The organism is Streptococcus sp. Marseille-Q3604, from assembly GCF_916619785.1.
Classification (GTDB): domain Bacteria; phylum Bacillota; class Bacilli; order Lactobacillales; family Streptococcaceae; genus Streptococcus.
In genome coordinates, this window is record NZ_CAKAKM010000002.1 from 268693 (window position 1) to 286721 (window position 18029).

Below are 18029 nucleotides of genomic sequence, written 5' to 3' on the forward strand. Positions count from 1 at the left end.
AAGTTATCTACATATATAATAGGAAGATTATTTTAAATAAACTGGAATGGATTGAAATTAGCACTGTCTGACTCAATCTGGCCACTCACCATGGTCACTACACGACTGACATGTTGACGTACACTATTGCGGTGAGCAATAAAAATCATTGTTCGTTTAATCTTAGCAAGATTAGCCATGACCCTGCTTTCAGTATCACTATCGAGACCACTGGTAGCTTCGTCAAAAATCAAGATAGGTTGTTTGGACAATAGAGCCCTTGCTATAGCTAATCTTTGTTTTTGACCGCCAGACAAACCACCGTCTTCAGATACTTGGGTCTGAAAGCCTAGTGGCATTCTTTGAATATCCTCTAAGATATCAGCTTGTTGGCAAACTTTAATAAGCTTTTTCTCGTCAACTTCTCCTTCAAATCCTAATAGAAGATTCTCTAAAATCGTCCCCGTAAACACATAGGTCTGCTGGGGAACGTAAGTCACCATTTGACGCAACTCCGCATGGCTAATAGCATCTTTATCTAGGGTTACATGACCACTAGATTTCGTATAATAACCTGACAACATTTTAGCTAAGGTCGTTTTTCCAGATCCACTTTTACCCATGAGGGCGATTTTCTCACCCTTATGAATCGTTAAATCAATCTTACTAAGAGTCTCTTGCTGATAACTAAAACGGTGACTGACTCCTTTAAAAGCAAGTTGTTTAAAAGATAACTCTTTAAGTTTTCCTTTTTCTTCCTTGTCCACAACATAAACTTCTTGAAGACGATTATTGGCGACTTTGGCTTGCTGAATTTTAGATTGGAGATTGATGATATTAATTAAAGGAGTTGTAAAATAATTCAGCAACATATTATAGGTAATCAACTGACCTGCAGATAGTTGCCCTTCCATGACCAATTGTGCCCCATACCAGAGGATAAAGACATTGGAAACTAACTGAACCCCTGTCTTTAACCCATCCTGCGTTAATTGCCACTTGGCCTTAGACAAGGACTTCTTCAAATAGTCATGGAATTTCACCTCAATTTCCCGATAGCGTCTTTCCTCAACCCTCAAGGATTTTAAGGTTTCAATACCTCGCAAATCATCAATAACAGCGGTATTGACCTGACTATTTGCCTCCATCAATTGATAATTTTCTTTCTCAAAAAGCTTATAGAATGCCACAATGATTAAAACATAAAGAGGAACTACCGTGAGAGTCATCAAAAAAAGTGACTGATTTTGTACAATAAGAGCCACAGCTAGAGTCATCACAATGGTCACATCTAGGAAAATCGATAAAATCGTTGAAGCTAGAGCATCGATAATAGTGTTAGCATCCCCAAAACGTGACGTGATTTCACCAGTACGACGTGAACTAAAGAAACTAATAGGCAGGGAAAGGACATGCTTGATATAAGGAAGAATGACAGCAATGGACAGGTAATTACCCAATCGATGTAGAAGATAATCTTTGAAAAAAGTAAAAACTTGTTGAGCAAGATAAGAGATACATAAGCCTAGCGAAATCATGGTCAGAAGATTATATGCCCCCTGAGGAATCAAGCGGTCGATAATAGCTTGCAAATAATAAGAACCAATAATATTAACAAGGGTCACTAGAAAACTCAGCAAGACAATGACTGCAATCAATCCCTTACGACGAAACAAAATTGGTAAAAATGAAAGAAGCCCCGGCACGTCTTCTTTGTATTTAGTGTAGGTTTCTCCTGGAACAAAAAAGAGAGCAACTCCCGTCCACTCTTTGGCAAATTCCTCTAAGGGCATTTTAATGACCTTCTTGCTAGGATCTGGATCACCAATAACAAGCTGCCCCTTGATTTGACCAAACACCGTATAATAATGCTGCAGCCCACCTTCTTTAACCACATGTACAATAAAAGGATAAGATAGGTTTTCTTGTTTAAACAAGTCTAAATCCGCACGAATAGCCTGAGTTTCAAGACCCAACTGCTTAGCCGCTTCCACCAAACCAAGCGCAGAAGTACCTTCACGAGAAGTCTGAGCCAACTCTCGCAAATAAGCTAAACTATAAGATGAACCATAGTGTTTAAGAATCATGGCCAAGGCAGCGACACCACAATCACGCTGATCAACCTGTGAAATATATGGATATTTTGACATGGTGACTCCTTATTAAAGACAACCTGCAAAATAAGGCAAGATAGTGATAAGTAGTGAGAATAGTGTAAATAATTTTAGTTTTTTCAAAATAAAACTCCTTTTAACTGTTATTTATGTTTCTATAGTAAACATTTAACCATTAAAAAAGTAGTGACATTTATGTCACCACCATTTCTATAAACCATCTGCCGCTTTACCTGCCTTTATACTTTCTTCTAGTACCGAGTCTTCTAAAACGGAAGCAAACATTATGGCCTTATCGTAATTTTCTGCAGCCTCTTTCTTGTTTCCTTTATGCAGAAGTTCATATTTGGCTTTGAGAACAAAAACATTAGGTTTATAGCTATAGAATTGTGATTTTTCTATAACAGCTAAGGCTTTATCCACAACTGTTAAGAAGTCTGAGAAGGAATTGTGAAAAATCTTCAAAGCAGCGATAGCCATCAAATCGTTAAATAAAACAATATTATAGACATCATCTGTCCAAATTTCCTGATTTAATACTCTCTTTACGATTCTTTCAAAAAGTTTTTTATCATACTGTTTTCTTCCATAAAGATGGAAGAAATAGTAGTCAATAACTAATAAATCGTTAGTTGAGAATTTCCTCTTCCTTTTGACTTGTTCAAACAAGTCTTCATATATCTCCTCAACTTTAGGACTCTCTTCCCAACTAGTAAAACTCAAAATATTTTCCAAAATATCTAGAGTTAACAATTCTTCTTCTGGGAGAAGTTCAAAGAATTTCTCATAGACCTCCTCAATTAAGGCAAGTTTAGCCTTTATTCTTTCTGGATTTCTATACGTTGGAAACTTAATCAGACGATTCTTCATCTCGTAGTATTCGTCAGGGATAGTAATATTATCATGATCCAATAAATCGGTCATATTTTTTCCTAGACGTTTTGCAATATAAGATAATTTATCCAAAGACGGGAGCGACTCCCCTTTTTCAATGCGAATTAACTGACGAACAGTCAATTCCGCACCATCTAAACATAGCACTTCACGTGACATCTGCTGGCGTTCACGCTCAGTTTTGATTCTTAGTCCAATGCTGTCTTTTATGTTCAAGAGACACTCCTTTATTTCGAAATTTTAAAAACATTATATCATAATTGTAATATAATTAATATACAGTTAATGCATTTTTAACAGAACAATAGTGAAAATAAGCTATTTTTATACATTTTATATAGGAAAGACCTTCCTTTGTACCAAAAAAACATGCAGTTTAAAACTACATGTTTTTTTATTTCTGTTTACTTTGGAATCGCCATTCAAAGCGAATGCGATCATAAGTTGGATAAATCGCATTAAGCAAACCAAAGGCTAAGGTAAAGCCAGCTAAAACATCTGTTGGATAATGAACTCCTACATAAATACGCGAAAGTCCAACAAGGAAAATCAGAAGCCCAGTAATAGCATAAACTACTATTTTAGATTCTTTTTTCTCCAAACGCTGAGCAAGGACAATGGCAATTGCTCCAAGAATCATAAAAGTTCCCAAAGAATGACCACTAGGGAAAGAATAACCACTAGCATGCACTAAATGCGTAATTGATGGACGCTGACGCTGATAAATATACTTCAAACTTACAATCAAGATACTAGCGAGAAGCCCACTAGCTCCCACAAAGATAGCTTCTGATTTATACTGACGTAGATAAAGCCAGATGACTGCTACGATTGCAATAATAGCCTGTACAGGCGTATTCCCAAGTATGGTAATAGTTTTAAAAAAGCGTGTCAATCCTGCTGGTAAGCCTCCTCGAACCCAAGTTTGAATGTTGCTATCAAATCCTGTCAAGGCTTCAGGATAGAACTTAACCATATAACCGAGAGCAACAAATAACAATAAGGCAAAAGAAGCATAAATATAATGTGTGTGTTTGTGTTTCATATTTATAATTTTACTAGAATAGACTTAAGTGGAGCATAAATCAAAGCAAAGACTAGCGCAAAAATCAATCCTTCAAGTAAATTGAAAGGTACTACCATAGCGAAAAGGTATTTATAGAGACCTATAAATTGCGCAATATCAAAGTTGGCAAATTTAGCATAGAGTGGTACTGCATAAATATAGTTAAGAATAACCATAGCAACTGTAAGCAAAACAGTTCCTAAAACAGAACCAAGAATATAATTCTTGCTTGTTTGATTTTTCTTCCAAAAATAGCTTAGGCCCCAAACAAAGACGCCTAGAGCAATAAAATTCATAGGAAGTCCAATCATTGATCCTGGACCACCATTGTTTAGCAAGAGCTTCAACAATGAACGAAGCAAGAGAACACCGATGGCACTCTTAAAATCAAAGATGACCAAGGCAATAAGAACAGGAAGGATTGAAAAATCAACCTTCAAAAAATCTGCTGCTGGAATCAATGGAAATGAAAAATAAAGCAACAAGAATGAAACTGCAGATAAAATGGCAATGTAAGCCAATTTACGTGTGTTTATCATAAAAAAATTCCTCCAAATTTTAACAATTTGAAAGAAGTTCCCAATGGATTTGCCCATGCCAAAAAAAGCCTACGCAAAAAGACTGGTCTTCTTCCATCCAGACTATACTGTCGGTTGAGGAATCACACCTCATCAGCTTGCGCTCGCGGACTTATCCAAAGAATCACCGCCGGTCGGGAGTTTCACCCTGCCCTGAAGACCTTTTAAGGATAACATAAAAAAACCTTGGTGACAAGGTTTTCAAATTATGGATTTCTAATCTGTTGATAGTCAATGACTATAATTATTCTTTTAAAACAAAATGAAGTATCTATTTTAATTTATCGTGCTGATAACGGTGACTCAGCTCTAGCCCCTCGAACTGTTGCTGACGAAGCGCTTCATAAACAATCATACAAACAGTGTTGGACACATTTAGACTACGCACATGTTCATCATTCATCGGAATACGAATAGCTTTTTCAGGATGCTCACGCATAAAATCTTCAGGTAGGCCTGTATCCTCACGACCAAACATAAAATAGTGGTCCTCACTATTGGCATAGGCCTCTTCTGAATAAGTCTTATCCGCAAATTTCGTGACTAAATGCAAACGCCCCTCTCGATTTTTAGACATGAAATCTGCCAAATTGTCATAATAAGTGATGTCAAGCTTATCCCAGTAGTCTAAACCTGCACGTTTCATTTTCTTGTCATCAATTGGAAAGCCCATAGGACGGATGATATGAAGAGGGCTATTAGTCGCTGCACAGGTACGTGCAATATTTCCGGTGTTTTGTGGAATACGAGGTTCAAACAAGACAATATGATTACGTGACATCTCAATTCTCCTAGACATAAAAAATACCATGTCGCCCGGAGTCAAGCTCAGCAGACGACATGGTTGTGGACGTTCATTAGCTTAAATCATGACAGGTTAGATTTAAAATAACGAATCTTTGAATATATTTTAGCACTTCTGGTCTAAAAGTCAATACTATTTAAAGAAAAATTTCACCTTTATTTACTTAAATAGGAATAGTTGATAAAGCTAGCTGAAAAGGATGATTTTTCCTCTAAAATAGAGTATCATAGTAATGATTATTTGGAGGTAACTCATGCGTATTATTGTCGTAGGTGCCGGTAAGGTCGGTACCGCACTCTGTCGTTCTCTTGTTGAAGAGAAGCACGATGTTATTTTAATTGAAGAAAAGGAAGAGGTCCTCAAACGCCTCAGCAAACGCTATGATGTTATGGGCTTTGCTGGAAATGGGGCTAATTTTAAAATTTTGGAACAAGCCGAGGTTAGCAACTGTGACGTCTTTATCGCAATGACCGATAAAGATGAAGTGAACATGATTTCAGCGGTTCTGGCTAAACAAATGGGTGCCAAAGAAACTGTTGTTCGCGTACGTAACCCAGAATACTCTAATGCTTATTTCAAAGACAAGAACTTTCTTGGATTCTCATTAGTAGTTAACCCTGAACTTTTAACAGCTCGCTATATTGCCAATACAGTTGAATTTCCAAACGCCCTATCAGTTGAAACTTTTGCTAATGGACGCGTTATTCTTATGGCATTTAAAGTTACTGAAAATAGCCAATTATCTGGTATGACAATGGAACAATTCCGTAGGAAATTCGGCAATATTCTAGTTTGTACGATTCACCGTCAGGGTGAACTCATCATTCCAGATGGAAATGCTACTATGCAAATTGGGGATAAGATTTATGTCACTGGTAAACGTGTTGATATGGCACTTTTCCACAGTTACATCAAGCCAAAAAGCATCAAAAAACTTTTGTTGATTGGTGCTGGGCGCATCTCCTACTACTTGCTCAATATCTTGAAAAACAATCGTATTAAGGTCAAATTGATTGAGCAAAAAATGGACCGTGCGCAAACCTTTAGTCAGGTCTTCCCTGAAGTTTCTGTTATCTTAGGTGACGGTACTGCTAAAGACCTTCTTCTCGAGGAAAGTGCAGCCAGTTATGATGCCGTAGCTACCCTAACCGGAGTAGATGAAGAAAATATCATTACCTCTATGTTCCTTGAAAGCCTTGGTATTCACAAGAATATTACTAAGGTTAACCGTACTAGTCTCTTAGAGATTATCGATCCACGTGAGACAACAACAATTGTCACTCCTAAGAGTATCGCTGTTGACACTGTAATGCACTTTGTACGCGGGCGTTTTAATGCCAAAGACTCTAGTCTTGATGCCCTTCACCATGTGGCTAATGGTCGTATCGAAACCTTGCAATTCCAAATTAAGGAAAATAACAAAATCGCCGGAAAGAAACTTTCTGAGCTTGAATTTGCTAACGGTGTCCTTATCGCTGCTATTATCCGCAATGGAAAATCTATTTTCCCAACGGGAGAAGACAGACTCGCTATTGGGGATAAAATCGTGGTCGTTACACTCTTACAAAATGTAACTCACATTTACGACTTGTTGAAGAGGTAAGTTGCCATGAATCGATCTATTGTCCGTTTTCTTATTGCCAAGCTCCTACTGATTGAGGCTGCTCTCTTGGTTGTACCACTTATCGTCGCTCTTATTTATCAAGAAGATGCTAAAGTATTTGCCAGCATCTTGGGTACGATGGGGATTCTCCTCTTTCTCGGGATGCTTGGTACTCTCTTTAAACCAAAGAACTACCATATTTACACCAAAGAAGGAATGCTTATTGTAGCCCTCTGTTGGGTGCTCTGGTCCTTCTTTGGAGGATTGCCCTTCGTCTTTGCTGGTCAGATCCCAAGTGTCATTGATGCCTTTTTCGAGATGAGCTCTGGTTTCACAACCTCGGGGGCTACTATTCTTACAGATACTGGAGTACTTACCCACTCCCTACTTTTCTGGCGAAGCTTCGCCCACTTGATTGGAGGGATGGGGGTATTGGTCTTTGCCCTAGCCATCATGAACAACAGTAAAAATGGTCACCATGAGGTTATGCGTGCAGAGGTGCCTGGTCCAGTATTTGGTAAAGTCGTTGCCAAGCTCAAAAATACAGCTCAGATTCTTTACATCATCTATCTGACTATGTTTGTTATTTTTGCTGTTATTCTCTGGCTTTGCGGTATGCCAATCTTTGATAGTATCATCACTGCTATGGGGGGCGCAGGTACTGGGGGATTTGCTGTCTATAATGACTCTATCGCCCATTACCACAGTGATCTGATTACCTATGTGGTTACTGTTGGTACCCTACTCTTTGGAGTTAACTTCAACCTTTATTTCTATATCCTCCTTCGCAAAATCAAGTTTTTCTTCCAAGATGAAGAACTACGTACCTACTTTGCGATTGTGGCTATTTCAACAGGTTTGATTTTCCTCAATATTTTTGGGATTTACCACAATTTGGCTGACTCTTTCAAATACTCATTTTTCGAAGTGTCAACTATCATCACAACAACCGGTTTTGGTCTAACGGATATTACCAAATGGCCACTCTTTTCTCAGTATATCCTACTCCTCCTGATGTTTATCGGGGGATCAGCAGGTTCTACTGCCGGTGGTTTCAAGGTTATCCGTGCTATGATTATTGCTAAGATTGCACGAAATCAGACTCTGGCTAGCCTCTATCCTAATCGTATCCTGTCACTTCATATTAATGGAAGTGTTCTCGATAAAGAAACCCAGCACAGTGTTCTTAAATATCTAGCTGTATATGTACTCATTATACTAAGTTTAGTCACTGTTTTGTCACTGGATAATCAAGACCTCTTGATTGTGACAAGCGCTGCTGCTTCAACCTTTAACAATATTGGACCTTTACTTGGAACGAGTGATAGCTTTGCTATTTTCAGTCCTTTGTCTAAGCTTATCATGGGATTTGCTATGATTGCAGGACGTTTGGAAATTTATCCTTTACTACTCCTCTTCCTGCCAAAAACTTGGTCAAAAACTTAAGCATAGAAAAACTCCTTTGGATTCATTTATCCAAAGGAGTTTTATTACGTTTTAGACTAAAATAATCTGGCACCGGATCATCGCCAGTCTCTGATAAAGGGTGACATCTTAAGATACGGGCAACTCCCATAAGAACTCCCTTTAAACCGTGCATTTCTATTGCTTGGATCATATAAACCGAACAAGTTGGACGAAAACGGCAAGAGGGTGGAAATAGGGGAGAAATCCATCTCTGATAAGCCCTTACTAAGGCAATCAGAAATCTTTTCATTATTTAACCTTATTGACAGCAGCGTTATGAAGCTGACTGATTTCTTTCTTATTCAGACGGCGTGATTCACCTGGGCGAAGCCCTGTTAAATCAAGGGTACCAAAACGCGTACGTGACAACTTATCAACAAGCAAGCCCACTGATTCAAACATTTTCTTAACCTGGTGGTTACGCCCTTCATGAATTGTCAATTCAACAACTGAACGGTTCTTTTCATGGTCTACTTTGATAATATTGTAACGTGCTGGTTTTGTTTTCTTACCATCAATGACAACACCACGAGTCAAAGGACGAAGGTTCTCCTTGGTTGCAATACCTTTGACACGCGCCAAATAAACCTTGTCAATCTCATTACGTGGGTGAATCATCTTATCGGTAAAGTCACCATCATTAGTCAAAATAAGAAGCCCCGTCGTATCCCAGTCAAGACGACCAACAGGATAGATACGTTCCTTAACGTGGGGCATGAGGTCAATCACCGTCTTACGATTTTTCTCATCAGATACCGAAGAAATAACCCCTCGTGGTTTATTAAGAAGATAATAGACCTTCTCTTCATTATAAATTGGGCTACCATTTACCTCTACAATATCACCATTTTTGACAATTGTTGCCAATTCCGTAATGGTCTTACCATTTAAGGTCACACGGCCCTCTTTAATCAGTTCCTCAGCCTTACGACGGCTGGCCACACCAGCGTGGGCAATATATTTATTAATTCGCATTCTTTTTCTACAGCTTAAGCTATATCCTTTCTACCTAGCATCTCTGCTATGTTTCTTTATTTTTAATGATTAGTTTCAACAAGTTTTACTCTTAATTGTCCAAGTCCTCAAGCTCCTCTGAAGCATCTTCCCTAAAGAGACTCGTTTCTTGATCTTCAAGTTCTAGTTGATCAATCGCCACAAGCTCGTCTAAACGGTTAATGCCCATATAGTCTAGGAAATAATCAGTAGTCGCATATAGGTTAGGACGACCGACAGCATCCTTTTTACCAGCCTCTTGAATAAGATCAAAGGCCTGAAGTTTAGCAATAGCGCCACTCGAATTAACACCTCTAATGTCATCGACTTCAGCACGAGTAATGGGCTGTTTATACGCAACTATAGAGAGGACCTCAAGACTCGCTCGTGATAAACTCTGGTTAATAGGCGTTTTAGAATAGTCACGAAGGAGACTTGCAAAATCTGGTTTAGTCACTAACTTATAGGTATTTGATGATTCCAATAAACACAGAGCTGAATCCTCATCTGCCTCGTACTTAGCTTGTAATTTCTCCAAAGACTGAGTCAGACCCGTCACTGGCATTTCCAAAAGCTGTGCCATAGTACGTAGACTAAGACCATCTTCACCAGCCACAAAAAGTAAAGCTTCTAATCGTGCTAAGTGACTACTCATTCGTCCATTCCTTTCTTAGTGTGATTGTGCCAAAAATTGTTTCCTGTTGTACTGATATGCGATGTACCTTAATCAATTCAAGAGTTGCCAAAAAGAGGGTGATTACTTGATTCATATCTTTAGCATCTGTGAAAAGTTCATCCAGATATAGCTCATTTTTTGAGCCAAATGCTTCCTCAATAATCAGCATCATGTCTTCAATTTTATAATCGTCACGCGCAATGGTCGTGTGGTTTCGGCGAATTTCTTCTTGCTTTTCAGTCATGATTTTTGAAAAAGCCAAGAAAATGTCTTGAATGGTCTTATCCTGATTCAGCGTCACATCTTCATAAACTAATTCAACTTTTGGTTTTGAAAAATACTGAGCCCGCACTTCATGCTGCTTAGCCAACTCTTGACTAGCTGCTTTGAAGCGTGCATATTCTTCCAACTGACTCAAGAGCTCTAGTTCTGGATCATCTGCTTCTGGCTCAGCTTCCACCACTGTCGGCAGAAGCTTACGACTCTTAATCAGCATGAGCTGACTAGCCATAAGCATATATTCCCCAGCAACTTCAAGCTTCATGGCTTGCAAGGTTGCCAAATAAGCCAAGTATTGCTCAATCACCTCAACAATGGGGACATCGTAAATATCTACCTCATACTTAGAAACCAGATGGAGCAACAAATCCAGTGGCCCCTCAAAATCTTTTAACTTAATATCCATTAGATTTTATAGTATTTCTCCAAGGTCACTGGACTTTTTAGTCCCAGTAAACGAGCAAGTTCAAAGGCGCCCGTTCCCTTTTCAATTTGTCTAAGAATAAATTGCTGACGCAAGACTTGAGCAGTCACATTCGATAAGCCACAGTCACTAACATAAGTCTGGATTTGCTTATACAGCCATTGTCGAGTATAGACCTTACCCAAAAGCAATCCCTGACTGTTCACATCTTTAATAGCCAACAAATACTGTTTCAAACCTGCTTCAAGTCTAAGAACACGCTTAGTTGTTCCCTTGGCCACAGTTACAACACCAAAATCCAAGTCGATATCGGACCAGTCCAACTCCAAAATCTCTGAAGGCAAGAGCCCCAACTCTAGAATCAGCAGACAGGCCAGTTTCCCAGCCCCTTCACGTCCCTCGTAAAGCGACGAAAGATCCAGTATCTGCAACTTATCCTCCTGAGAAGGTGGCGTTACCATCTCTGATAGTTTGAAAAATTTCGCTAATTCACCCTTTTGATAGAGATATAGCAAAAATTGATTGACCGCAGAGCGCTTACGTTTTTGTACAGATGGCTTCCATTCCTTGAGTTGGTTTTCATAGAGCTTTAAAGTGGTTTCATCAATTTGTCCTGAAATCAAAGTTGCAAACTGCTTAAGATCATAAGTATAAGCTTGCTTTGAACTCTCTGAAATGACCTTAGTAGCCAGAAAATCAGTGATCTGAGTTGTCAGTTGTTTTTGGAATGATGATATAGTCATGTGTAAAGTCATGTAAGAGGCTATTAACCGCCTTTAGAATCGATTTTCGTGTGATAATTCCTTTGAAAATACCTTGGCTATCAACCACAGGAAGGAAAGGATTATCAACTAGTTTATGCATTACCTCGTTTAGATTAGCATTATCTTCCACTGTTTCCACGACATCTGATGTCATCGGCCCGATATCACGGTTAACCATCTCCCACTCTTGCAAGTTATGTTCATCTTGATAACGCTTAATATCTGTCAAAGATATGGTCCCAAGATAATGCTTATCCTTAGTCAAAACGGGAACGCGCGAATAACCGTTACTCGTCAAAAGCAAAACCACATGATTAGCGTTATGACTATCAATAAAAATAGCAACCTGATCTGATGGAATTAAATAATTATCTAAATGAGCCAACAAAAAATCTTCAAATTCTTTAGCAATCATCGTTCAAATTCCTGTGTAAGTTCTGAATAAAGTTCATGGTCACGTGTATAATATTCCACACGAATTTTTGCACTATTTATAATCACCTTAGCATAAAGTTTCTCATGGATAGGCCCACGTGGCTGCGAAACAGAACCTGGGTTGATAAACACCGTCTTACCATTTCGCCAAGCTGCTGCCGCATGCAAGTGGCCATAGAGACAAATATCTGCATCCTCTTGTTGCGCCCAAAGATCCAACTTGTCCCAGGTAAAATTAATGCCATAAAGATGACCATGTGTTTGTGCAATAATCACATCACCAAGTTTAACGACCAAACGTTCTGGATAACCTGAATCATAATCACAGTTACCACGAACCACATGGATACCGTCCCAAACAGGATCACTTGATTCTAACTCAGAATCTCCGTTGTGGAAAATAGCATCTACCTTCCCTTGATAACGATTTTTTATATCTACTACAATATCACGTTCTCCATGGGAGTCGCTCATTACGATTATTGTTTGTTCTGCCATGTTGGGAAGACCTCCATAAGTTTCTTAACAGCTTGTCCACGGTGAGATTGTTCATTTTTCTCTTCTGCAGAAAGCTCTGCTGCTGTTTTACCCGTATTACCAACTAAAAAGAGAGGATCATAACCAAAACCATTGTCACCTTTAGGTTCTCGGCCAATATAACCCTTCCAGTCGGCATCAACAACCAAGCTATCACGTCCAGGTGCTGCAACAACTAGGGTTGTATGGAAGTTCGCCGTACGTTTGCTATCATCAAGCACCATAGCGAGCTCGTGCAATAATTTAGCATTATTTTCAGCATCTGTGGCATCAGGGCCTGCAAAGCGTGCAGACCAAACGCCTGGTAAACCTCCAAGAACATCTACCTGCAAACCAGAGTCATCTGAGAGGACCATTTTACCAGTTAATTCAGAAATGGTTTCCGCCTTCAAGCGTGCATTTTCCTCAAAGGTCATACCTGTTTCAGCAACTTCAGGAAGGTCTGGATAATCATTAAGATTCTCTACCTTAATGCCTAGTTTTCCAAACAGTTTACGAAATTCCTTAGTTTTTCCTTCATTGCGTGTCGCAATCAATAGGACATCACCAAAATCTGATTTGTTATCAGAACCAAAGAAATCACTCAAGGTGACACCTTCTCTAGGCACATGAACATAGACAAGCTTATCTCCTTCACTAACTACCAAGGCCCCTTGATGTTGCGTAACAGCTAAGTCATGACCAGTTTGCTCTTTCAAGCAATCCAAAATAAAGGATACCAAGCGAAGGTCTGAAGAATGTTTAGCAATATGTAACTGGAAACCACTAACAGCCAAAACGTTAGTCAAGGCTTGGAAAAGGTCAACAAATTGTTCATAGGCATCATCACCACCAAAACAAGTCAAGTGATTGTAGCTTCCAAAACTAGCCAAATACCAGTCTTGTTCGTCTTTATATTCTAAAATTGATTTAGTCATTTTCTAACTCCTTGTCCAAATCGACATGTTGGACAGCAACTTCTTCACCCAGCCATTGTTCTGCGATTTCTTTAAAACCAAGCACACTAGCTGTGGTGTAATATTCTTCCGTCTTGTCTTCGACTTCACGGCTACGATTAATTTCAAAATAATTGAGCAAAACGGAAACATCACGAACTGTTTCAGCTCCGCTATCAATTAGCTTGACACTTGGCCCCATTACATTCTGGATGATAGGACGTAAAAGCGGGTAATGGGTGCAACCTAAAACCAAGGTATCTACCTTACCGACTAAAGGTGCCATGCTCTCATAAACAATCTTTTTAGCCACACTTGAGTTAATTTCATTGGATTCAACAATAGGAGCAAAGCGAGGACAAGATAAACTCAAGACATTCATTTGTGGTGCCAGATGCTTAATTTTTTGTTCATAGATGTTAGAGGCAATCGTCATAGGAGTCCCAATGACGCCAATATGACCCGATTGACTAGACTTAATGGCAGCACTAGAACCAGGCAAAACCACACCTAGCACTGGGATATCCAAGGCTCCTTTGATTTCCTCCCAAACTACTGCTGTTGCCGTATTACAAGCAATAACGATCATTTTTACATCTTTGGTCAGAAGAAATTTAACCAACTGCCAGGTATACTCTCTGATTTGTTCTGCTGGTCTAGGACCATATGGCGCCCTAGCAGAGTCACCAATATAAACAATAGACTCGTGAGGCAACTGACGTTTAAGTTCACGTACCACCGTCAGTCCTCCGACACCAGAATCTAAAAATCCTATAGGTCGATTATCCATCTTGCCTCCTTATCCCCTAGGTTACATGTAAAAAGCTGAGATTCACGTCCCAGCTCCCCACCATTATTTTTTCTTTTTCTTGCTATCTGCAAGTGCTTGTTTTTGTTGTTTGATAATTTGGTTATATGTTTGACGCACTTTTGCTTCATTTGGCTTTTGACCCGCAGCCGACATCATGGTACGAACAGCGTCCACATTCAAACGAGGATTTTCAGCCAATTCTTTCTCCATTTGTTTGCGGGCAAAGTATGCGCCTCCATAAAAACCACCTAAAAGGGCTACAAAAACAAGAATAATCCAAAGGACGGTGTTCATAAATTTAATTCTCCTATAACGTTGATTTACCTTATATTATAGCAAAAATGGACCCTACTGACAAATAAGACGTTGGTTCTTAAAAACGTATAGAAAAATAGTTTTTTCGTTTAAAATATCGATAAAATGAGAGTTTCAGTATTTTTCACTTACAACTGTAAAGGACTTGTAAGATTTCTAGAAAAAAAATAGGTTATTATATAAGTTGTGGAATTATTATTATGTTTATATAAAGGGGTTTATTTATGCTCAAGGAAGCAACTATTTCCGAACGAAAAATTGTCAACGCATTTATTGAACTCTTAGAAGAGAGTTCACTCGAACAAATCAGCATCACAGACATCATCAAGAAGGCAAATCTCAGCAGACCAACTTTCTACTACTACTATTCAAATAAAGAAGATTTGGTTGAAACAACCTTCTCAAAGATTTTAGATAAAGTTTCAAGTATTCTTCAGGAAGACATGACCTACCAAGAGGGTGTTGTTACTGAAATGCTAGGATATCTTAAGGAAAATCAAAAACTCTGTCTCACCTTAATGACACACATTCCAAACATCAATGAGATGATTCGTGAATTCATTATCGAGACCATCCTTAACTCTGATATCGAAAATGTTACAGAGCTCATGGAACAAAGCTATCATATTCCTGCCAAATATTCATTGGAGATTTATGTTAGCACTATTGTTACCATTTTAACACTCTGGCTCAGAGAAGGCTGTGTCGAATCCCCTGAGGAGTTAGCCGATATCATTCTTGAAGCTGTAATCATTAAAGTAAAATAAGCTAGGTCCTTTAAGGCCTAGCTTATTTTTTGTTAAATGTCAAAATCAAAACCATCAAGAGTAGCAAAGTAATCATTCATCGTCTCTGCACGGCGGATCATACGAGCCGTTCCATCTTCTTGGTAGAGAATTTCTGCAGAACGAAGACGTCCATTATAGTTGTAACCCATTGAGAAACCATGTGCACCTGTGTCGTGGATAACCAAGGTATCTCCAATACGAGCTTCTGGCAATTCACGGTTCTTAGCAAACTTATCATTATTTTCACAAAGAGAACCTGTCACATCAACTACTTGAATGTCACCATCTGGATTAGTCATATTCGTGATGTGGTGGTAGGCATCGTACATAGCTGGACGAAGCAAGTTAACCGCAGAAGCATCTACACCAACATAACGACGATAAGTTTCCTTAATATGAAGAACCTTAGTAACAACAAGGCCATGAGGTGCTGTCATGAAACGTCCAAGTTCAGTGTAAATACTGATATGTCCAAGATCATTCGGAACAAGGATCTCATCAAATTTAGCATGAACCCCTTCACCAATAACAGCAATGTCATTTTGCTTATTAGCCGGTGTGTAGTCTACCCCAACACCACCTGATAAATTGATAAAGTCAAGACTAACTCCAAGTTCATTCTTGATTTCTACCGCCAATTCAAAGAGTTGAGCAGCCAAGGTTGGATAGTACTCATTCGTTACTGTATTTGACGCTAGGAAAGCATGCAAACCGAATGATTTCACTCCTTTTTCTTTAAGGTAGGCATAACCTTTGAAGAGTTGTTCCTTAGTCATCCCAAATTTTGATTCTTCAGGATGATCCATGATATCAGTACCAAGAGAGAAGACACCTCCTGGGTTAAAGCGCAAAGAAAGGGTTTCAGGAAGCCCTGCAGCCTCTTCCAAGAAAAAGATATCTTCGTAAGCATCAAGGTTAATTGTCGCATTAATATCACGCGCGTAAACAAACTCTTCAGCACGTGTATCATTAGATGTAAAGCTAATCGCGCTACTATCAAAACCAATTTTCTTACTCATGACAAGCTCTGTATCGGTCGCACAATCGACACCACACCCTTCTTCTTTCAAAATTTTGAGGATTGCTGGATTAGGTGTGGCCTTTACAGCAAAGAATTCTTTAAAACCTGGATTCCACGAAAAAGCTGCATTAACTGCACTTGCTGTTTCACGAATACCTTTTTCATCGTAAAGATGGAAAGGTGTGGGAAATTCTGCAGTGATTTGTTCAAGTTTATCAGCTGCAATAAAAGGTGTTTTTGTCATTTTATTCTCCATTTTTTTTACAATAGTAATCCTATTATAGCATAAGAAAAGGCTTGAAACCCAATTTTCTAATAATCTCAAGGCATATTTCATGATACAATAGACCTATAACCTAAATAAAATAACGGGGGATTATTTATGAAAAAATATCTTTACTCTGGGGCTCTTGCTCTAGCAGCCATCTTAACGCTCTCAGCATGTGCCAAGCCAAAACTTGATGCTAAGCTTTCTGTTAACGATATTGTCTATATGTCAGGAAGCGACCTCAAGCTCAAGGATGACCAAACCCTAGTCGAAGTCTCATTCAAACTCGAGAATACTTCGGAAGATATGGAAAATGAGCTCAAAACATCTGCTAAACAATTCTACCTCAAAGATAAAGATGGTAAAAAAGTCACAGCAAGCAAGATCGACAAGGGTGACCTCCCTACTCTCTTCAACAAAAATAAGAACGTAGAGGATGCTACAGATGACTTTGGAAAGCTTGAAGCTGACGACTACAAAACTGTCTCACTCTTTTTCGAAGTTAACAACGACGAAAGCTATAAACTCTATTTTGAATCAAAGGATGAGAAGACAGAAGGACAAACTGTTTCTACTAACCTAAAAGATTTCGATGGTAAAACAACTATCAATGTTAAAAAGGCTGTTGATGCTTATTTCAACGCAGTTCTTCTAGGTGGCGAAAGCAAAGACTACAGCAAATTTGTTTCTAACGACTTGGACAAAGCTAAGGGCGAACTTAACCAATATTTCTCAGATAGCCTTCAATACAGCTATGATGCAACTGATAACATCAAACCAACCGGTGATGAAGTTCCAAAAGTTTTTGGTTGGGTTCAAACAGCTAACCGTGAACGCGGCAGCTACACTGTTGACAACATTATCGTCGCTAAAGATAAGGCAGAATTCAATGTCAGCATGTCAACTATCAGTATGAAAGCTGCAGACGATGCCTATGGTGCTAATCACCCAAATCTCACAGACGAACTTAAAAACTACCTACAAAGCAATGGTGCTAACGCTGGAAATGTCGACCAACTGACAAGACAATTCTACATGGAAACTTACCTACCGAATTCAATCAAAGAAGTAAACCCATCAGCACCAAAGACTGAAGGGACAAATATCTTTGATAATTACTCAGTCGAGCTTACCAAAAAAGACGACAAGTGGGCCTTCCCAGATAAAGAAAACTATGTAGGAAATTGGGAACACTACCCTCTCTTCTATGCATACACAGGGCAACAAGGAACACTTACAAAGAACTATTAGACATTAAAAAAATCAGCCATCTGGCT

General features: G+C 38.9%; 20 protein-coding genes and 1 riboswitch. Of the genes, 4 read left to right on the forward strand and 16 right to left on the reverse strand.

Annotated features, from left to right (window positions below; translation table 11 throughout):
• Positions 1-32 precede the first annotated feature (32 nt).
• From LG375_RS05605 to LG375_RS05625, 5 genes are all read right to left on the reverse strand, one after another.
• Entirely contained in the window at positions 33-2129 is a 2097-nt protein-coding gene (locus LG375_RS05605; protein WP_225745462.1) for a peptide cleavage/export ABC transporter, read from the reverse strand.
• A 174-nt stretch (positions 2130-2303) separates the two neighbouring features.
• The gene (locus LG375_RS05610; protein ID WP_225745463.1) at positions 2304-3203 is read right to left on the reverse strand and encodes an XRE family transcriptional regulator; all 900 of its coding nucleotides are present in this window, start codon (positions 3201-3203) and stop codon (positions 2304-2306) included.
• Between the two features lie 178 nt (positions 3204-3381).
• The gene (locus LG375_RS05615; protein ID WP_107372520.1) at positions 3382-4032 is read right to left on the reverse strand and encodes a phosphatase PAP2 family protein; all 651 of its coding nucleotides are present in this window, start codon (positions 4030-4032) and stop codon (positions 3382-3384) included.
• 2 nt (positions 4033-4034) lie between these two features.
• Positions 4035-4592 carry an ECF transporter S component gene (locus tag LG375_RS05620; protein WP_225745464.1) on the reverse strand — a complete coding sequence of 186 codons (558 nt, stop codon included), beginning with the start codon at positions 4590-4592 and terminating at the stop codon, positions 4035-4037.
• Between the two features lie 81 nt (positions 4593-4673).
• Positions 4674-4796: riboswitch (FMN riboswitch) on the reverse strand.
• Positions 4797-4902: 106 nt separating this feature from the next.
• Positions 4903-5412, reverse strand: a complete 510-nt coding sequence (locus LG375_RS05625) for a tRNA (cytidine(34)-2'-O)-methyltransferase (protein WP_225745465.1) — start codon at positions 5410-5412, stop codon at positions 4903-4905.
• Between the two features lie 277 nt (positions 5413-5689).
• Here LG375_RS05625 and trkA point away from each other — a divergent pair, with 277 nt between their 5' ends.
• Together trkA and LG375_RS05635 are read left to right on the forward strand one after the other, a co-directional pair.
• Positions 5690-7039: a Trk system potassium transporter TrkA gene (trkA, locus tag LG375_RS05630; protein ID WP_037598979.1), complete on the forward strand. Its 1350-nt coding sequence runs from the start codon at positions 5690-5692 to the stop codon at positions 7037-7039.
• 6 nt (positions 7040-7045) lie between these two features.
• Positions 7046-8485, forward strand: coding sequence for a TrkH family potassium uptake protein (locus LG375_RS05635; protein ID WP_037598977.1), 1440 nt, complete (start codon positions 7046-7048; stop codon positions 8483-8485).
• A gap of 22 nt (positions 8486-8507) precedes the next feature.
• On the opposite strand, the gene yidD is transcribed toward LG375_RS05635, so the two are convergent.
• The 10 genes from yidD to LG375_RS05685 form a co-directional block, all read right to left on the reverse strand.
• Positions 8508-8756: a membrane protein insertion efficiency factor YidD gene (gene yidD / locus LG375_RS05640; protein ID WP_002886534.1), complete on the reverse strand. Its 249-nt coding sequence runs from the start codon at positions 8754-8756 to the stop codon at positions 8508-8510.
• Positions 8756-9481, reverse strand: coding sequence for a pseudouridine synthase (locus LG375_RS05645; RefSeq protein WP_225745466.1), 726 nt, complete (start codon positions 9479-9481; stop codon positions 8756-8758). The genes yidD and LG375_RS05645 overlap by 1 nt, the downstream gene beginning before the upstream one ends.
• Before the next feature lie 91 nt (positions 9482-9572).
• Positions 9573-10154, reverse strand: coding sequence for an SMC-Scp complex subunit ScpB (scpB, locus tag LG375_RS05650; RefSeq protein WP_139724619.1), 582 nt, complete (start codon positions 10152-10154; stop codon positions 9573-9575).
• Positions 10147-10860, reverse strand: a complete 714-nt coding sequence (locus LG375_RS05655; RefSeq protein ID WP_064525555.1) for a segregation/condensation protein A — start codon at positions 10858-10860, stop codon at positions 10147-10149. Before LG375_RS05655 ends, scpB begins: the two co-directional genes overlap by 8 nt.
• Entirely contained in the window at positions 10860-11621 is a 762-nt protein-coding gene (xerD, locus tag LG375_RS05660; RefSeq protein WP_225745467.1) for a site-specific tyrosine recombinase XerD, read from the reverse strand. Before xerD ends, LG375_RS05655 begins: the two co-directional genes overlap by 1 nt.
• A complete protein-coding gene (gene cbpB, locus LG375_RS05665) occupies positions 11575-12057 on the reverse strand; it encodes a cyclic-di-AMP-binding protein CbpB (RefSeq protein ID WP_225745468.1) in 483 nt (160 codons plus the stop codon). Before cbpB ends, xerD begins: the two co-directional genes overlap by 47 nt.
• Positions 12054-12575 carry a metallophosphoesterase gene (locus LG375_RS05670; RefSeq protein WP_014633871.1) on the reverse strand — a complete coding sequence of 174 codons (522 nt, stop codon included), beginning with the start codon at positions 12573-12575 and terminating at the stop codon, positions 12054-12056. The genes cbpB and LG375_RS05670 overlap by 4 nt, the downstream gene beginning before the upstream one ends.
• Complete coding sequence (locus tag LG375_RS05675) at positions 12557-13531, reverse strand: nucleoside-triphosphate diphosphatase (RefSeq protein WP_225745469.1); 975 nt, start codon at positions 13529-13531, stop codon at positions 12557-12559. The genes LG375_RS05670 and LG375_RS05675 overlap by 19 nt, the downstream gene beginning before the upstream one ends.
• Complete coding sequence (gene racE / locus LG375_RS05680; protein ID WP_037598968.1) at positions 13524-14339, reverse strand: glutamate racemase; 816 nt, start codon at positions 14337-14339, stop codon at positions 13524-13526. Before racE ends, LG375_RS05675 begins: the two co-directional genes overlap by 8 nt.
• A gap of 63 nt (positions 14340-14402) precedes the next feature.
• On the reverse strand, positions 14403-14654 hold the full coding sequence (locus LG375_RS05685; protein WP_002883695.1) for a YneF family protein: 252 nt from the start codon (positions 14652-14654) through the stop codon (positions 14403-14405).
• A gap of 245 nt (positions 14655-14899) precedes the next feature.
• Between LG375_RS05685 and LG375_RS05690 the strand changes: the two genes are divergently transcribed.
• Positions 14900-15442, forward strand: a complete 543-nt coding sequence (locus LG375_RS05690) for a TetR/AcrR family transcriptional regulator (RefSeq protein WP_225745470.1) — start codon at positions 14900-14902, stop codon at positions 15440-15442.
• A 32-nt stretch (positions 15443-15474) separates the two neighbouring features.
• On the opposite strand, the gene LG375_RS05695 is transcribed toward LG375_RS05690, so the two are convergent.
• Positions 15475-16728, reverse strand: coding sequence for a diaminopimelate decarboxylase (locus LG375_RS05695; protein WP_107372512.1), 1254 nt, complete (start codon positions 16726-16728; stop codon positions 15475-15477).
• Between the two features lie 138 nt (positions 16729-16866).
• Here LG375_RS05695 and LG375_RS05700 point away from each other — a divergent pair, with 138 nt between their 5' ends.
• Positions 16867-18003 (forward strand): DUF5105 domain-containing protein, encoded by a 1137-nt coding sequence (locus LG375_RS05700; protein ID WP_107372511.1) that lies wholly within the window; start codon positions 16867-16869, stop codon positions 18001-18003.
• Positions 18004-18029 lie beyond the last annotated feature (26 nt).